This window comes from Pedobacter nototheniae (genome assembly GCF_032678625.1).
In the GTDB taxonomy this organism is placed as follows: Bacteria; Bacteroidota; Bacteroidia; order Sphingobacteriales; family Sphingobacteriaceae; genus Pedobacter; species Pedobacter nototheniae_A.
Genome location: NZ_JAVTSO010000007.1, coordinates 96,158 through 112,040, shown reverse-complemented (window position 1 = coordinate 112,040; position 15,883 = coordinate 96,158). Strand labels below are relative to the sequence as shown.

General features: G+C 36.4%; 12 protein-coding genes. 5 read left to right on the top strand and 7 right to left on the bottom strand.

Annotated elements, in window-relative coordinates:
- Positions 1–40: 40 nt before the first annotated feature.
- Both R2Q77_RS18410 and R2Q77_RS18405 read right to left on the bottom strand, forming a co-directional pair.
- Positions 41–265: a DUF3098 domain-containing protein gene (locus R2Q77_RS18410; protein WP_316805194.1), complete on the bottom strand. Its 225-nt coding sequence runs from the start codon at positions 263–265 to the stop codon at positions 41–43.
- On the bottom strand, positions 265–1,143 hold the full coding sequence (locus R2Q77_RS18405; RefSeq protein WP_316805193.1) for a cell division protein FtsX: 879 nt from the start codon (positions 1,141–1,143) through the stop codon (positions 265–267). Before R2Q77_RS18405 ends, R2Q77_RS18410 begins: the two co-directional genes overlap by 1 nt.
- Positions 1,144–1,344: 201 nt before the next feature.
- Between R2Q77_RS18405 and R2Q77_RS18400 the strand changes: the two genes are divergently transcribed.
- Positions 1,345–1,758: a hypothetical protein gene (locus R2Q77_RS18400; RefSeq protein WP_316805192.1), complete on the top strand. Its 414-nt coding sequence runs from the start codon at positions 1,345–1,347 to the stop codon at positions 1,756–1,758.
- A gap of 242 nt (positions 1,759–2,000) precedes the next feature.
- On the top strand, positions 2,001–4,787 hold the full coding sequence (gene leuS, locus R2Q77_RS18395) for a leucine--tRNA ligase (RefSeq protein ID WP_316805191.1): 2,787 nt from the start codon (positions 2,001–2,003) through the stop codon (positions 4,785–4,787).
- Positions 4,788–4,867: 80 nt separating this feature from the next.
- On the opposite strand, the gene R2Q77_RS18390 is transcribed toward leuS, so the two are convergent.
- The 4 genes from R2Q77_RS18390 to R2Q77_RS18375 all read right to left on the bottom strand — a co-directional run bounded on the left by R2Q77_RS18390 (position 4,868) and on the right by R2Q77_RS18375 (position 10,030).
- On the bottom strand, positions 4,868–5,620 hold the full coding sequence (locus R2Q77_RS18390; protein WP_316805190.1) for a glucose 1-dehydrogenase: 753 nt from the start codon (positions 5,618–5,620) through the stop codon (positions 4,868–4,870).
- Between the two features lie 230 nt (positions 5,621–5,850).
- The gene (locus tag R2Q77_RS18385) at positions 5,851–7,149 is read right to left on the bottom strand and encodes a DEAD/DEAH box helicase (protein WP_316805189.1); all 1,299 of its coding nucleotides are present in this window, start codon (positions 7,147–7,149) and stop codon (positions 5,851–5,853) included.
- Between the two features lie 197 nt (positions 7,150–7,346).
- Positions 7,347–8,681: an MFS transporter gene (locus R2Q77_RS18380; protein ID WP_316805188.1), complete on the bottom strand. Its 1,335-nt coding sequence runs from the start codon at positions 8,679–8,681 to the stop codon at positions 7,347–7,349.
- 8 nt (positions 8,682–8,689) lie between these two features.
- Complete coding sequence (locus R2Q77_RS18375; protein ID WP_316805187.1) at positions 8,690–10,030, bottom strand: APC family permease; 1,341 nt, start codon at positions 10,028–10,030, stop codon at positions 8,690–8,692.
- A 270-nt stretch (positions 10,031–10,300) separates the two neighbouring features.
- Between R2Q77_RS18375 and R2Q77_RS18370 the strand changes: the two genes are divergently transcribed.
- From R2Q77_RS18370 to R2Q77_RS18360, 3 genes are read left to right on the top strand one after another with little or no spacing between them, the layout of a single operon-like run.
- The gene (locus tag R2Q77_RS18370) at positions 10,301–12,169 is read left to right on the top strand and encodes a DNA topoisomerase IV subunit B (protein ID WP_316805186.1); all 1,869 of its coding nucleotides are present in this window, start codon (positions 10,301–10,303) and stop codon (positions 12,167–12,169) included.
- A 34-nt stretch (positions 12,170–12,203) separates the two neighbouring features.
- Positions 12,204–14,345, top strand: a complete 2,142-nt coding sequence (locus R2Q77_RS18365; RefSeq protein WP_316805185.1) for an ATP-binding protein — start codon at positions 12,204–12,206, stop codon at positions 14,343–14,345.
- Between the two features lie 25 nt (positions 14,346–14,370).
- Positions 14,371–14,754, top strand: a complete 384-nt coding sequence (locus tag R2Q77_RS18360; protein ID WP_316805184.1) for a hypothetical protein — start codon at positions 14,371–14,373, stop codon at positions 14,752–14,754.
- A gap of 69 nt (positions 14,755–14,823) precedes the next feature.
- Here the strand turns inward: R2Q77_RS18360 and R2Q77_RS18355 are convergent, their stop codons facing one another.
- Complete coding sequence (locus R2Q77_RS18355) at positions 14,824–15,840, bottom strand: YihY/virulence factor BrkB family protein (RefSeq protein ID WP_316805183.1); 1,017 nt, start codon at positions 15,838–15,840, stop codon at positions 14,824–14,826.
- Positions 15,841–15,883 lie beyond the last annotated feature (43 nt).

Sequence of the window (15,883 nt, the reverse complement as noted above, 5' to 3'; positions counted from 1 at the left end):
AACGCTTAGTTTTTAAGCGTTTTCTTTTAATCAGGTTAAATTACTTCTTAAGTATTGCGTAAATACCAAATGCAAAACCAAATAGCACAACTAAAGGAGCAAGTAAGGTTTTTCTAAAGTCGTATATGTCAGTGGTACCCATCATTAAAATGAAACCTACAGCAACAATAGCTATACTAATTAAGAGTAACTGATAATTTTTTTTACCAAAAACCAATTCGTTTTTAACGCCCTGGCTTGCAGGACTTGTTTTTTTTTCTGCCATTATCTATATAAATGATAAGATTTTAAACGTAAATATCTGCTTACTGCAAACCAGGTACTAATACCGGTTATAAATATGCCAATAATTAATAAACCAATAAATACAATTCCAAACTCTTTATAATTGTTTAAGATTATAATTTCAGGAACTTCTTTTCTGGCATAAATTAATGTACCCAACAAAATAATAATTGCAATGAAAGCTGCTATTAATCCGTGAAGGGCTGCAAATAATAAGAAAGGACGTCTGATAAAATTTTTCGTTGCACCAACCAGCTGCATACTTTTAATTAAAAAACGTTGAGAGTAAATGGCTAATCGTATTGTATTGTTAATCAATGCAATGGCTATTACTAAAAGTACGGCAGCAAAAGCTAAAATAATTAAACCAATGGTGTTTATGTTTTTATTAACCATATCAATTAAAGAACTTTGGTAAACCACTTCTTTAACAACAGGGTTTTTAGAAATACTTGCTTTTAAAGCATCAATACTTTTATTGTTTGCATATTCTGCTTTCAAATACACGTCAAAAGTTGATGTAAGCGGGTTATAACCTAAAAAGTTAACAAAATCTTCTCCTAAATCCTGGGTCAGGTTTCGGGCTGCTAATTCTTTATTTACATATTGAGTTTGTTTTACCGCAGGATTGGCATTTAATTCTTTCTGGAAGGTTAAAACATCGGCTTCTTTAGCGCCCTCATCAACAATAATATTTAAAACAATGTTTTCTTTAACATAGTTAGATAAGTTTTTGGCATGAACAAGTACTAAGCCAAGTAACCCAAGCATTAATAAAACCAATGCAATACTAAAAATAGTAGAGATATATACTGTTTTGGTTTTCTTAGATGCGTCACTTACTTCAAATTCTTCCATGTATTTAAATTTTGTTTCTGCGAAAATATAAATTATACCTTATAACACCAATTTAATGCGTTGTTAAATGACAATAACGAATCTATTCGAGGTTTAGTTTTTAGAATAATCTTTGGTTAAAAGTAGGTATTTTTTAGTAATCGGTACGAAATTTGGTTAAAGGCCGTTATTATGTCAACCTAAAACATTAAAACACCTATCATGAAAAAACAAATTACCCTTGTAAGTCTGTTATTATTAGTCACGGCGACTATTTTCTCCTGTAAAAAAGACACAGAATCTGTAAAGGCCCGTATTATGGGAAAGTGGACAGTTAATAAAATTGTGGCAACCGGTTATACAGGCGACCTGACTGCGCAAAACGGTACATTTACTTATGGCGCATCAACTGATTATATGGATTTTAAATCCAGTAATGATGATGTTTTAGAATTAAGCTTAAAAGGAACTAAAACCATTGGTGATTATACCGGTACAAAAGATTCTTTTAATATGTATTTACCTGAAGAAGGCGTTTCTTATTGTACAGTAAGTACTTTAACAGATAAGGAACTTCAGTTTACAGCTAAGCTTGATAAATCAAATGTTGTTAAAGTATATTATTTAACAAGATAAAGTGCCTGTTTAAATTTATAAAATTTAAGCAGTTTCAAAAATCTAATCCTGATTATTTGCTTGCGCCATTGGTTCTGATATCAATGGCGCATTTTTTTTAATTATAATACTGCTGTACTGAAATTAAGTTATTCTTAATGTGGTGTAAATCTGTATTTCAGCCTTTAAAATTTATAAGATAATCCATTTTCTAAAACCCCTTAATTTGTGTAATTTCGCCACTTTAAAATCAGAAATTTGCAATGGATTACCAATTCAAAGAAATAGAACAAAAGTGGCAAAAGTTTTGGGCAGATAAACAAACGTTTAAAGCCGAAACCAATTCGACTAAACCGAAATATTACGTATTGGATATGTTTCCTTATCCATCAGGGGCAGGCTTACATGTTGGTCATCCGCTTGGTTACATTGCATCAGATATTTTTTCGAGATACAAACGCCTGAAGGGTTTTAATGTTTTGCATCCAATGGGTTACGATTCTTTTGGTTTACCGGCAGAACAATATGCCATTCAAACCGGTCAGCACCCGGCAATTACCACCGAAGCAAATATTGCAACTTACCGCCGTCAGTTAGATCAAATTGGTTTTTCTTTTGATTGGAGCAGGGAAGTACGCACCAGTGAGCCATCTTATTATAAATGGACACAATGGATTTTTATGCAATTGTTTAATTCTTGGTACAATATTGAAAATGATCAGGCAGAAGATATTTCAACATTGGTTGAAAAATTTAACGCATCGGGTTCAGCCGATGTGAAAGCAGTGTGTGATGAAGATACACGATCATTTTTGCCGAGTGACTGGGCAACTTTTACAGAGGAAGAAAGACAGGAAGAACTTTTAAAATACCGCTTAACTTACCTTAGAGAAAGCACCGTAAACTGGTGCCCGGCCTTAGGAACAGTATTAGCCAACGATGAAGTAAAAGATGGTTTTTCTGAACGTGGCGGTTATCCGGTAGAGCAAAAGAAAATGATGCAATGGAGCATGCGGATTACCGCTTATGCTGACCGTTTATTGCAGGGCCTGGATACCATTGACTGGCCTGAACCGATCAAGGAAATGCAAAGAAACTGGATAGGTAAAAGTGTTGGAGCTTCGGTTAAATTCCAGGTTGAAGGAAATGATAAACAAGTAGAAGTTTTTACCACTCGTGTTGATACAATCTTTGGCGTTTCTTATTTAGTACTTGCGCCCGAGCACGAATGGGTTGCAGAGCTGACTACTCCTGAACAAAAACAGAATGTTGAAAATTACATCGCTCAAACCAAAAAGAAATCGGAACTGGATCGCATGGCGGATACTAAAACAGTTTCGGGTGCTTTTACAGGAACGTATGTAATTAACCCGGTAGGTGGTGAGCGAGTTCAGCTATGGATTGCTGATTACGTTTTAGCAGGTTATGGAACGGGTGCCGTAATGGGTGTGCCAAGCGGCGATCAACGCGACTGGTTATTTGCAACACATTTCAACCTTCCGATTGTGCAGATACTGGATGCTCAGAAAGACATTGACCAACAAGCTGATTCGACCAAAGAAGGAAAATATATAAACTCAGGTTTTATTAATGGAATGACTTATAAAGAAGCCGTTCCGTTTTTAAATAACTGGCTGGAAGAAAAAGGATCAGGAAAAGCAAAGGTTAATTTCCGCCAGCGTGATGCCATTTTCGGCCGCCAGCGGTATTGGGGAGAGCCGATTCCTGTTTATTTCAAGAATGATTTACCTTATTTGTTGAAAGAAGAAGAATTGCCATTGTTATTGCCAGAAATTGATAAATATTTACCAACAGAAACAGGCGAACCACCATTGGCAAGAGCTGAAAACTGGGTGCCAAACGAAGGTGGAACTTATGAATTAAGTACCATGCCGGGTTGGGCTGGAAGCAGCTGGTACTGGTATCGTTATATGGATGCCAATAACGATCGTGATTTTGCTTCAAAAGAAGCTATCGAGTACTGGAAAGCAGTAGATTTATACATTGGTGGTTCTGAGCATGCAACAGGGCACTTATTGTACAGCCGTTTCTGGAACAAGTTTTTAAAAGATTTAGGGTATACCAAAGAAGAAGAACCTTTTAAAAAACTGATTAACCAGGGCATGATTCAGGGCAGAAGTAATTTTGTATACAGAATTAATGATGCCGATGGAAAGCCAACAAATACCTACGTTTCTGCAGGTTTAAGAAAAGAATATAAAACCTCGGCTTTACATGTAGACGTAAACATTGTAGAGAACGATACCTTAGATTTAAATAAATTTAAAGCCTGGAGGGAAGAATATGCCAATGCAGAATTTATTTTGGAAGGTGGTAAATATATTTGCGGTGTTGAAGTAGAAAAAATGTCTAAATCAAAATTCAACGTGGTTAATCCCGATGATTTGATTGAACGTTATGGCGCCGATACTTTGCGTATGTATGAGATGTTTTTAGGCCCGCTGGAGCAAAGTAAACCCTGGAATACCAATGGTATTGAAGGTGTATTTAAGTTTCTCCGCAAATTCTGGCGTTTATTCCACAATGAAGAATGGGCTTTCCATGTAAATGATGCCGTACCAACAAAAGCAGAGTTGAAATCGTTGCATAAGATTATTAAAAAAGTGCAAGATGATATTGAACGTTTCTCTTTCAATACTTCCGTTTCGAGCTTTATGATTGCGGTAAATGAACTAACGGACCTGAAATGTAGAAACCGTCAGATTCTGGAAGATATGGTGATTATTTTATCGCCTTATGCGCCGCACATTTGCGAAGAACTTTGGGTTTTATTGGGTAATGAAGCCGGAACTTTATCTTATACTGATTTTCCAACCTTTAACCCTGAATATTTGGTAGAAGATGAGTTTGCTTATCCGGTATCCGTTAATGGTAAAATGAAAATGAACCTGAATCTGAACTTAACATTGGCTCAGCCAGAAGTTGAAGTCATTTTGTTGGCAAACGAACAATTCCAGAAGTTTTTAGATGGAAAAACACCAAAGAAAATCATTTTTGTTAAAGGAAAAATTATTAACGTCGTGATTTAAAAGACTAAAGCAGTCATATAATAAAAAAACCGGATTGCTTATACAGTAATCCGGTTTTTTTATGATGTTATATTTACTTTTTAAACGGCAAGGTAGCCACCATCAATTGCATAGTAACTTCCGGTTACAAAAGAAGATTTATCGCAGGCAAGCCACAAACACAATTCGGCAACTTCTTCTGCTTCGCCTAAGCGGCCCATTGGATGTTTCGCAGCCAAGGCGGCATAGGCTTCTTTACTCATGGCTTCTAATAATGGTGTTTTAATAAAACCCGGGCCAATGGCATTAACCCTGATGCCTTTTGTGGCATATTCTACCGCTGCATTTTGCGAAAGGCCCACTACACCATGTTTAGCGGCTACATAAGCAGAACTGTTGGGGAATGCAACCTGACCTAATATTGAAGCAATATTTATAATAGATCCTTTGCCTGAAGTTTTTTCTATGGCCGGAATCTGATAACGCAAGCCATAAAATACACCATTTAAATTTACCTGAATTACTTTTTCCCATGATTCGATAGGGTATTCGCCAACAGGCGCACTTGCACCACCTATACCGGCGTTATTAACCGCAATATCGAGTTTGCCATATGTTTTTACAGCTTTATCCACACTTATATCCGAATCTTCGGGTTTAGAACTGTCTGCTTTAACAAAAATTGCTTCACCACCTGCCTCTTCAATTTCTTTAACTACCGTATTTCCATGTTCTTCATTTATATCTGTTAATACAACTTTAGCTCCATTTTGGGCAAATAAAAGTGCAATGCTTTTTCCAATGCCCGATCCACTACCAGTAACCAGGGCAACTTTTCCTTCTAATGTTTTCATATTTAATCATTTTAAAAACACCATAAATAAGGTGTTTATGTAATTAAGAAACATGTTTGGTTAAAATAAAGTTTCAGCCGTGGGGATAAGTGACATCCATAAGACATGCGCCGTGTGCTGGGAAAAACATTCTAAAAAAGAAACCCCGGATTAAATTTAATCCGGGGTTTTTTATGCTTATTTATTTCTTTAGCATTCTGATGTTGAAACGAGTTCAGCACGAGGGAAAATTAATCTCTTTTTCTTCTGTTGCCACCAAATTTGCGGTTGTTGCTTGCATTTCGTGGTTTGCCACTCATGTTGCCATCGCCTCTTTTAGCGCCGCCACCACCACCTTTCGATTGTGCCTGTGGTTTGCGTTTTACCTGGTTTTTAGCCATCATACTTTGCCAGCTCAGCGGATATGGGTGATCTTCAACAATTGGTAACGTTATTTTAATCAGTTTTTGGATATCTAATAAATATTCATTTTCCTCTGCATCACAGAATGAAATGGCAATACCATTTGCACCAGCACGACCAGTACGGCCAATTCTGTGTACATAAGACTCAGGAATATTTGGCAATTCGTAATTGAAAACATGAGATAACTGATCGATATCAATACCACGAGCAGCAATATCAGTTGCCACTAACACGCGGATTTTCTTTTCTTTAAATTCAGTTAATGCACGTTGTCTTGCATTTTGAGATTTATTACCATGAATGGCTGCAGCTTTAATGCCTGCAAAACCTAAGTCTTTGGCAATACGGTCTGCACCATGTTTGGTACGCGTAAAAACCAGGGCCGTTTCAATGGTTTTATCATCCAGCAAATGGATTAATAATTTCTTTTTATCCGGTTTATCAACAAAATAGATTGATTGATTAATGGTTTCGGCCGTAGAAGAAACCGGTGTAACCTCAACTTTAGTTGGGCTTGATAAAATGGTATTTGCCAGCTTCTGGATTTCATCAGGCATGGTAGCCGAGAAAAATAAAGTCTGGCGTTTAGCCGGAAGTTTAGCCACTACCTTTTTCACATCGTGGATAAAGCCCATGTCTAACATCCTATCGGCCTCATCTAAAACAAAAAGTTCGATGGTGCTTAAGCTGATAAAACCCTGGTTCATTAAATCTAATAAACGGCCGGGTGTAGCCACTAAAATGTCGACGCCTTTTCTGAGCGCTTCTACTTGCGAATGTTGGTTTACACCTCCAAAAATTACCAGGCGGCGTAAGTTTAAATGACGGCCGTAAGCTTTAAAACTTTCTTCAATTTGAATGGCAAGCTCGCGTGTTGGCGTTAATACCAGTGCTTTTATATTTTTTGATGCTTTGGTGTTGATGTGTTTTTCGTGCAATAATTGCAACATTGGAATGGCGAAAGCAGCGGTTTTACCGGTTCCGGTTTGTGCGCAACCTAATAAATCTTTTCCTTTTAATATGGTTGGTATGGATTGCTCCTGTATGGGTGTAGGCTGTGAATAACCTTCGGTCTCAAGTGCCTTTAAAATTGGCTCAATGAGGTTTAATTCTTTGAATAACATGTGTTTTCTGTGTAATATTTATCGAAGAAGCTAGAACAATCATTTGTTGAAGGACTAACTTGCGGAGAGAATATGTCATTCAGAATGACAAGCCCTTATTCCTGCTTCAGCGGCAAAGGTACGAAAAATGTATGAGGAATATGAAAAGGAAAGTAATGTGGCTTTAAAAGTACAAATTGTCTTGAAGAATGTTGATGTTATCGTTCTTCCTTAAACCGGCTAAAAAACAATAAAGCAATCAGGCACAGTGCAAAGCCTACAATGCCGTTTAACCTTAAACCAAAGTCATTTCCAGGATCTTTTCCATAAATGGTAAGCATGGCAAAAACAGCAATGCCGAGTGTTTGTCCTAATTTTACGAACAGGTATTTTACAGCGAAAAACATGCCTTCATGGTTCTCTCCGCTTTCAAGCGTATCGCGCTGGGCAATATCGGCTAAAATGGCTGTTGGTAAAATCCCTAATGCGGCTAAAGGAAAAGATGCTGAAATAACCAGCAGATATATTTGGGTATAAGGGCCAAATGGTAATTTTCCCAGAAAAAATATGGTTACAAAAATCAGGCACAATACGCCAAAAGCAATCAGTACAAAAGGTTTTTTGCCAATTTTTGCAGATCCGAAGTTAACCAAGGGGTAGAAAAGCAAAGAAGCCAGCACCATTGCGCCCATAAATTTTCCACCTTCCGATTCAGGCAAACCCAGCAATACGGTACAGAAAAATAATAATCCGCTTGAAATGATACTCAGGGCTGTATAAAAAGCAAAATCAGAAATCAGGTAATATTTGAAATTACTATTTTTAAATGTGTTTTTAATCGCCGGCCAAAGTGGAATATGTGTTGGTTTTGCAACAGAAAAATCTTTTTCGTTAATGAAAAGAATAGGAATCAGCATTACAATCCCTGATAAAATACATAAACCCCAAATGGCATACTGTATGGCTTCGCTGCGGTTTGCAACATTGAAATGGTGTTGAACCAAATCGGCAAAATTATTGGTACAGGCGGATAAAATAATACCCAGTACAAAACCAATTTGCTGATAACTTGATAATTTTACTTTTTGTTGCGGCGTGTGGGTAACCTCAGCCAAAAGTGCATTGTAAGGAATAATATAGGTAGTTACTGAAACAAAGAAGAAACATAAGGTAAGCGTAAGCCACCATGCATTGTGTAAACTTTCAGTTTTTTCGATCGGGTAAAAGACTAAACTGCAAAAAATCATCGCAGGCAAAATGGCCCATTTCATAAAGGGCATTCTACGGCCATTTTTATTTGTGCTGGCATCACTTTTAGAAGCAATAAAAGGGTCGAAAATGGCATCAACCAATCTGCCCGAAGCAGCAATGATAGAAAGAATATTAAACGCGCCTAATAAAACAAGTTGAGGAACCAGCGGAGGTAAACCTGCATTGCTTGGCGGTAAATAAAAATAGGGCAGCATAACGATGATAATATTCGTCATAATGCTCCAGCCCATCATTCCGGCAGCATAAGCAATTTCTTGTTTAAAGGAGAGCGTTTTGCCCATTATTTACGTTAATTCTTTTTGTTAAACAATCGCGTTGCAAAATAAACCGCAACTAAACCCATAAAAATATACAAACCATTCAATGCAGCGTTTGGATCGTCGGCATAAATACTAAAAGCCACAAAGGTATATGCTGCAATAAAAATTATAGGCAATATAGGATATAATGGAACGGTATAGATTGTTTTTTTATCAATATGTGCGGTTTTTTTTCGTAAAATAAATATAGTTGCTGCAGAACTCGCCATACTGATGCTTTCTAAAAATATGGTATAGTTTAAAATTTTATCAAATGTTTTGGCATAAAAAATAATGGCTACCGCTGCCACTGTAAAAACAGTAAGGCTTACCGTCATTACCTCGGTTTTTTTATTCATTTTACTGAATACTTTTGGTAAAGCGCCTTCTTCGCCCATGGCGTACATAGCCCTTGGATTGCTTAACAGGTTAACATTAACATAACCCATAACCGAGAAAAAAATAATAACAGAAAGCAGGGTAAAACCTGCCGGGCCAAAAATTTTTGAAGCCAATATTGCTGCAATACTTTCTGCAGATTTTAATTCCTCGAAACCAATTACTTTAACATACACATAGTTAATAGCGAGATAAAGAATTACAATAATGGTTAAGCCAATAATAATAGACCGAGGAATTACCTTTTTCGGTTCTTTTACTTCACCTCCAAAATTGATGGTTTGTGCATAGCCTGCAAAAGAAAAAGAAACGGCAATTAAACATAATCCTAAAGCTTTTCCATAATCTGCCCAGGTTGGTAAATGGCCATTTGGTGTTTTAAATACCGGTGCAATGCCTTCTGTATGACCACCAAAAAATATGGCGCAAATTAAGGTGAGTACCATTACAATTTTAATTACCGTTAATACATTTTGTGTTTTAGAACTTGCTTTTAATCCTAAAAGATTAATAAGATAAAATACCAGAATGGTTGTTATGGCAATAATCACCCGGTATGTGTCTGTTTGTAAATGAACTGGTAAAATAATTTTACTTAAATATTCTGCGCCGATAATTGAAATCGCGGCTACTGACGCTGCACTGGAAATAATGGCAATGCAATTAATGGCAAAAGCAATTGAAGGATGATACCCAACAGAGAAAATTTTATAGTAACCACCTGTTACGGGGTAGCGTGATCCGATTTCGGCATAAGTTAAGGCACCGCAGAAGGCAACAAAACCGCCAATAACCCAGGCTAAATAAAATAAATCAGGTATTTGGGCCTTTGCTGCTACGTTTACCGGGGTACGGAAGATTCCCATGCCAATAACCAGGCTCACCACAATCATCGAAAGATCAAACAGCGAAAGTTGTTTTTTTTGTTGCATTAAGTCAGAATAAAGCTTGAAGTTTCTCAAGATACAGCTAAATGTGTATTTGTTGAAATTTTATAGTTGATAGCCACGCAGATTAAGTTAAATTTGTATAATAATTTTTACTGACTGGAAATGTTGGTGCAACATTTTGCAAACCTGAAATGAAAATTATCCCTAAATCACATCATGGTAAAGTTCAATCCGATCTGATTTCTTTCGGTATTGACGTTTTATAGTTAAAACGGACAAGTTTCTTTAATATGGTGGTAAATAAAAATATTTATGGCAGAAGTAGTATATAACGACGATAGTATCCGATCACTGGACTGGAAAGAGCACATCAGGCTTAGACCGGGTATGTACATTGGTAAACTTGGAGATGGTTCGGCACAGGACGATGGTATTTATGTATTGTTAAAGGAAATTGTAGATAACTCTATTGATGAATTTGTAATGGGAACGGGTAAAACCATCGAAATTACGGTTTCAGAACAAAAAGTAAATATTCGTGATTATGGCCGTGGCATCCCTCTGGGAAAAGTTATAGATTGCGTAAGTAAAATAAATACGGGCGGTAAATATGATAGTAATGCTTTCCAGAAATCTGTTGGTTTAAATGGAGTAGGTACCAAAGCGGTAAATGCACTTTCTGCCAGTTTTACAGTTCAATCTTACCGAGACGGCAAAACCAAAAAGGTGGAATTTTCTAAAGGTGAAATTGTTAGCGAGCAACCTATTATTGATACCACGCAGCGCAACGGAACAGCCATTACTTTTTATCCTGATGAAAGTATTTTCAGAAACTACCATTACATACCTGATTTTGTGGAGAGCATGGTTTGGAATTATGTTTTCCTGAATACAGGCTTAACGGTAAACTTTAACAATCAAAAATATTTTTCTGAAAGAGGGCTTTACGATTTACTTTCTAAATTTAATAAACCTGAAGAAATTCGTTATCCGATTATCCACATGATTGGAAACGATATTGAAATTGCGATGACCCATGGCCAGCAGTATGGCGAAGATTACCACTCTTTCGTAAACGGACAACATACTACCCAGGGCGGAACACACCAGGCCGCTTTTAGGGCAGCGGTGGTTAAAACGGTACGTGAGTTTTTTAAAAAAGAGTTTGATGCTGCCGATGTGCGCTCATCTATTATTGCCGCAATTTCTGTTCGTGTACAGGAACCTGTTTTCGAATCGCAAACAAAAACCAAACTGGGGTCTCAAAACATGGGCCCTGAAGGACCATCCGTTGCTACCTTTATAAATGATTTTGTTAAAAAGGAATTGGATGATTACCTGCACAAACATACCGATGTTGCCGATGCTTTACTGAAAAGGATTATCCAGTCGGAAAGGGAAAGAAAAGACATTGCCGGAATTAAAAAGCTGGCCAATGACCGTGCAAAGAAAGCATCGTTACACAATAAAAAACTTCGTGATTGCAAGGTGCATTTTAATACCACACACGAGAAACGTTACGAAACAACCTTATTTATTACTGAGGGGGATTCGGCTTCGGGATCGATTACCAAATCGCGTGATGTAGATTGCCAGGCCGTATTCAGTTTAAAGGGTAAACCTTTAAATTGCTATGAACTGACTAAAAAAGTGGTTTATGAGAATGAAGAATTTAACCTTTTGCAGCATGCCTTAAATATTGAAGATGGTTTAGAGGGCTTGCATTATAACAATATTGTAATTGCAACGGATGCTGATGTGGATGGAATGCACATCCGCTTATTGATGATGACATTTTTCCTGCAGTTTTTTCCTGATTTGGTTAAAGCCGGACATGTTTATATTCTGCAAACACCTTTGTTCCGTGTTCGGAATAAAAAGGAAACCATTTATTGCTACAGTGATGAGGAACGTAGAAATGCGATTGAAAAGTTAGGCAATAAGCCGGAAATTACCAGGTTTAAAGGGCTTGGTGAGATTTCTCCTGATGAATTTGGTTTGTTTATCGGGAAAGACATCAGGCTTGATCCGGTGATTTTGAAAGATCAGACAATTAAAAGTCTTTTAGAATATTATATGGGCAAAAATACTCCTGACAGGCAGCAACATATTATCAGAAATTTACGCATAGAAAAGGATGAGGTGGCGGAAGAACCTAAAATAATAGAAGACGTAGCTTAACCTACGAAAAAATCAACCTCCTAAAATTAACGTATTGAAACCCAGAAGAAGCTCTACTGCAAAATACCTGATACTCGTAACGCTAATCCTGGCAATTTTTGGAATTACGATAGGGCTTTTTGTCAACTTTTCTAAAATCCCGCTGTTAAAATCTGTCAATAAAATTGTGCAGGTTCAAAACGATTATACAAAACTGGATAGCTGTATTTTTAAGCTTTATAACGCCGAAAACAGTTTTAGAATGTATGTGGTTAACGGTGAAAAAATCTACTATGATTTATTTACCAGCGAAATTAAAGAAGTTTCTTCTTTGATGGACAGTATTGAAAAAGATAACCAAAATGAGAATGTGCTGGCATCTGAATCTTTTGATAACCTGATTAAACAAAAGCGGGAACGAACTACACAATTTATTAATCTGAAAAGGCTTTCGGATAGTTTAATAAACTTTTCAGTAGATGCCGAAAAGAAGGTTGGGGAACTGAAACCAAACAATAAACTTTTTACCGCAAGGCAATTTAAAAGCATTGTTAAAATAGATACACTCAGAGCGGGAGTGGTTGCCCAGCCAAAGAAAAGGTTTTTTGGAAGGTTAAGAGCGGCTATATTTGATAAAGGAACTAAAGGAACAGATAGTTCTAAATCAACAGTGGTTAAAACAACGGTATCAGAAGATACATCTTCGGTAAGCCTGGCATTTAATAAACTACAACTCAAAGCCATTAACGATTATTATTTAAAACTTTACAGCACTAATAAAAAACTTAAAGATAAAGAGCGTGGCCTTTTGGATGTAAATCATTTACTAATTACCAATATTGTTAGTGGCCTAAAGAAATATAAGCTAAAAGAAAAGAATTATTATTCTTCTGTACAACAGATTGTTAACACTTCGGCATTTGATACTGTTGAGAATCTCGACAATTTTACAACCATTTTATTGGCTTTAGCGGTAGGCTTGTTGTTGTTCGTTTTTTATATGATTTATAATTTTTACAGAAATGAAAAAGCACTAATTGATTATAGCAATAAAGCATCGCTTTATGCCTTGTCGAAAAGCCGGTTTTTGGCCAATATGAGTCACGAAATCAGAACGCCTCTAAATTCTATTGTTGGTTTTTCTGAGCAGTTAAATCAGGTGAATTTAGAGCCACAACAAAAAGAGCAGGTTGGAGCGATTAGAAACTCATCTGTAATGCTTTTAGATGTGGTTAATGATATTTTAGATTTTTCTAAATACGAAACGGGTAAAGTTACCTTAGAAAATATTCCCTTCTCGCCAAAGGTTGCCATTCAGGATGTTTTTGACAGCATGAAAATCCAGGCCATAAAGAAAAAAATTGGCTTCGAAATTAATATGCCTGTTGATGGTGATTTATACATTCTTGGAGATCCGCTGCGTTTAAAGCAAGTTGTAATGAACTTGTTGAGTAATGGAATAAAATTTACAAATAAAGGTACAGTTACTTTATCTGCAAATTTAATTAAGAATAGCGATCAGTCTGCTTTATTAAAAGTTAGCATTACCGATACAGGGTTGGGTATAAATCCGGTCGATCAAAAAATAATTTTTGATGAGTTTGCACAGGTTTATTATTCATCAACCAAAGAGAAACAACAGGGAACTGGGTTGGGGCTTGCCATCTGTAAAAAAATAATAGAATTGCAGGGAGGTACAATAGAAGTAAATAGTGAAGAAGGAAAAGGGTCGACATTTTCTTTCGGACTACCATATAAAATTACCAAAAAACCCGAACAGCAGGAATTGATTGATACGCCGCCCGGTTTGGAAACTAATTTATTGGCTGGTAAGCGTGTTTTATTAGCGGATGATAACATGCTGAATATTTTATTAGCAAGTACCATTCTTAAAAAATATCACGTTGTTTTTGATGCAGCTTATAATGGTAAGGAAGCACTTGAATTGTTTAATGAAAATATTTACGACCTAATTTTAACGGATATCCAAATGCCGGAAATGGGTGGTATTGAACTTACTCATAAAATTAGAAACTGTGGTGATTTGCAAAAACAAGCAACTCCAATACTTGGCGTAACAGCTAATGTAATGCAGGAAGATCGTAAAAAATACATTGCCTCCGGTATAAATGATCTTGTATTAAAGCCATTTTTAGAACAGGAATTATTAGCTAAAATGATTCAGTTTTTAAAATAAAGAATCCAACAACTTATAAAATATAATGAAGAGAACGATTTTCTTGCTCATTTCCTTAATGGTAGGTATTGCTGGCTATGCACAAACTTACGCCCCGGTAAGCAGTAAGAATAAAACCTTCCTGCAAACGGTTAAAGGAATTACCTATACCTATAAAAATGGAACCATTTACGTTAAAAATAATAGTGCGTATAGCATAGGTGTTTTAAGTATCACTGCTTCTTCAAAAACGGATTCTACCTTATTCGGCATTGTTTTATTTGATGAAGGGCTGGGGAAAACAGCGCAGCAAAAAGTTTATTTTTCGAAGGGTTTAGGTAAGGAGGAAAAAGAAATTTCTTTAAAGGAAATTGATGAAAAGAATTTAGTGTTTAGCATTGATAGAGCCAGCAGAGCAACGCAAGAATAAATTTACGTTGGTTTGCAATGCGATTTTATAAGTAAGGCATAAATTATATTTATGCCTTACTTATTCATATTAAACTGATTCGTCTACTTTGGTTTCTTCCGGGTGTTGAGGGGGCAGCACATCAACTTTTTTCTCTATAACTGTAATTTGAGTATGAACCGCATATTTACTTGGTGTAATTCCACCATCATATTTCTCTGCATAAGCCTGCGTAAATTCTGCTCCAAAATAAAGGATAATCGAGGTATAATAAATCCACAATAAAATTACAATAATGGAGCTTGCCGCACCAAATGCCGATCCTGGATTGCCTTTTTCGATGTATATACCAATTACATATTTACCTAAACTAAATAAAAGGGCTGTAAATAACGCCCCAATGATGGCAGATTTCCATTTAATATTAACATCGGGTAAAACCTTAAAAATAATGGCAAATACCGCTGTAACTGCTGCAATTGTTATTACGTTGTTTAAAATATAAATCAGCAATGCCATTGTATCATTGGCAACCGGAATTACATCATCAATCCTACTTTCTGATAGGAGTGAGGCTAATTTCGATCTCAGGCCGATAACTATGCTGTTGACCACAAGGGATACCAAAAGCAGGAAACCCAGTGAAACCACCAGCGAAAAAGATAATAATCGGTTGGAAAGCATTTTTAACCATCCTTTTTTGGGCACTGCTTTTACTTTCCAAATGAGGTTTATGCTGTCTTGAATTTCTATAAAAATGGCTGTAGCACCCACCACCAGTGTGGCGATACCAATAATTAAACCGATGGTTGATTGCCCTGTTTTATTTGCATGCTCTACAAAGCTTTGTATTTGAGTTGCAGCGCTTTCTCCAACCATTTCAGAGACTTCAACAAAAAATCTGTCTTTGGTTTGCATTTTATCGCCAAAAAAAAGCGTTGCAGCCGCCAGTACAATGATAATTAATGGCGTAAGCGAAAATATAGTATAATAAGCTAAGGCTGCACTTAGTTTGGTAACCCGATCTTCTATAAAACCCTTTCCTGCTGCAACAAATAAATGATAAAGCGCGATAAAAAAATGTTTTATTTTAAGTATTAATTTCATTCCAATATTGTTTGGTTAAGCCATTTTGATGCGGCAGTTGGCC

Bases quoted from the DNA above. Each gene is read 5' to 3' on its own strand.
- R2Q77_RS18375 (WP_316805187.1), bottom strand. From the start codon at position 10,030: ATGCAACAAAAAAAACAACTTTCGCTGTTTGATCTTTCGATGATTGTG.
- R2Q77_RS18380 (WP_316805188.1), bottom strand. From the start codon at position 8,681: ATGGGCAAAACGCTCTCCTTTAAACAAGAAATTGCTTATGCTGCCGGA.
- R2Q77_RS18370 (WP_316805186.1), top strand. From the start codon at position 10,301: ATGGCAGAAGTAGTATATAACGACGATAGTATCCGATCACTGGACTGG.
- R2Q77_RS18390 (WP_316805190.1), bottom strand. From the start codon at position 5,620: ATGAAAACATTAGAAGGAAAAGTTGCCCTGGTTACTGGTAGTGGATCG.
- R2Q77_RS18405 (WP_316805193.1), bottom strand. From the start codon at position 1,143: ATGGAAGAATTTGAAGTAAGTGACGCATCTAAGAAAACCAAAACAGTA.
- R2Q77_RS18400 (WP_316805192.1), top strand. From the start codon at position 1,345: ATGAAAAAACAAATTACCCTTGTAAGTCTGTTATTATTAGTCACGGCG.
- R2Q77_RS18385 (WP_316805189.1), bottom strand. From the start codon at position 7,149: ATGTTATTCAAAGAATTAAACCTCATTGAGCCAATTTTAAAGGCACTT.
- R2Q77_RS18410 (WP_316805194.1), bottom strand. From the start codon at position 265: ATGGCAGAAAAAAAAACAAGTCCTGCAAGCCAGGGCGTTAAAAACGAA.
- leuS (WP_316805191.1), top strand. From the start codon at position 2,001: ATGGATTACCAATTCAAAGAAATAGAACAAAAGTGGCAAAAGTTTTGG.
- R2Q77_RS18355 (WP_316805183.1), bottom strand. From the start codon at position 15,840: ATGAAATTAATACTTAAAATAAAACATTTTTTTATCGCGCTTTATCAT.
- R2Q77_RS18360 (WP_316805184.1), top strand. From the start codon at position 14,371: ATGAAGAGAACGATTTTCTTGCTCATTTCCTTAATGGTAGGTATTGCT.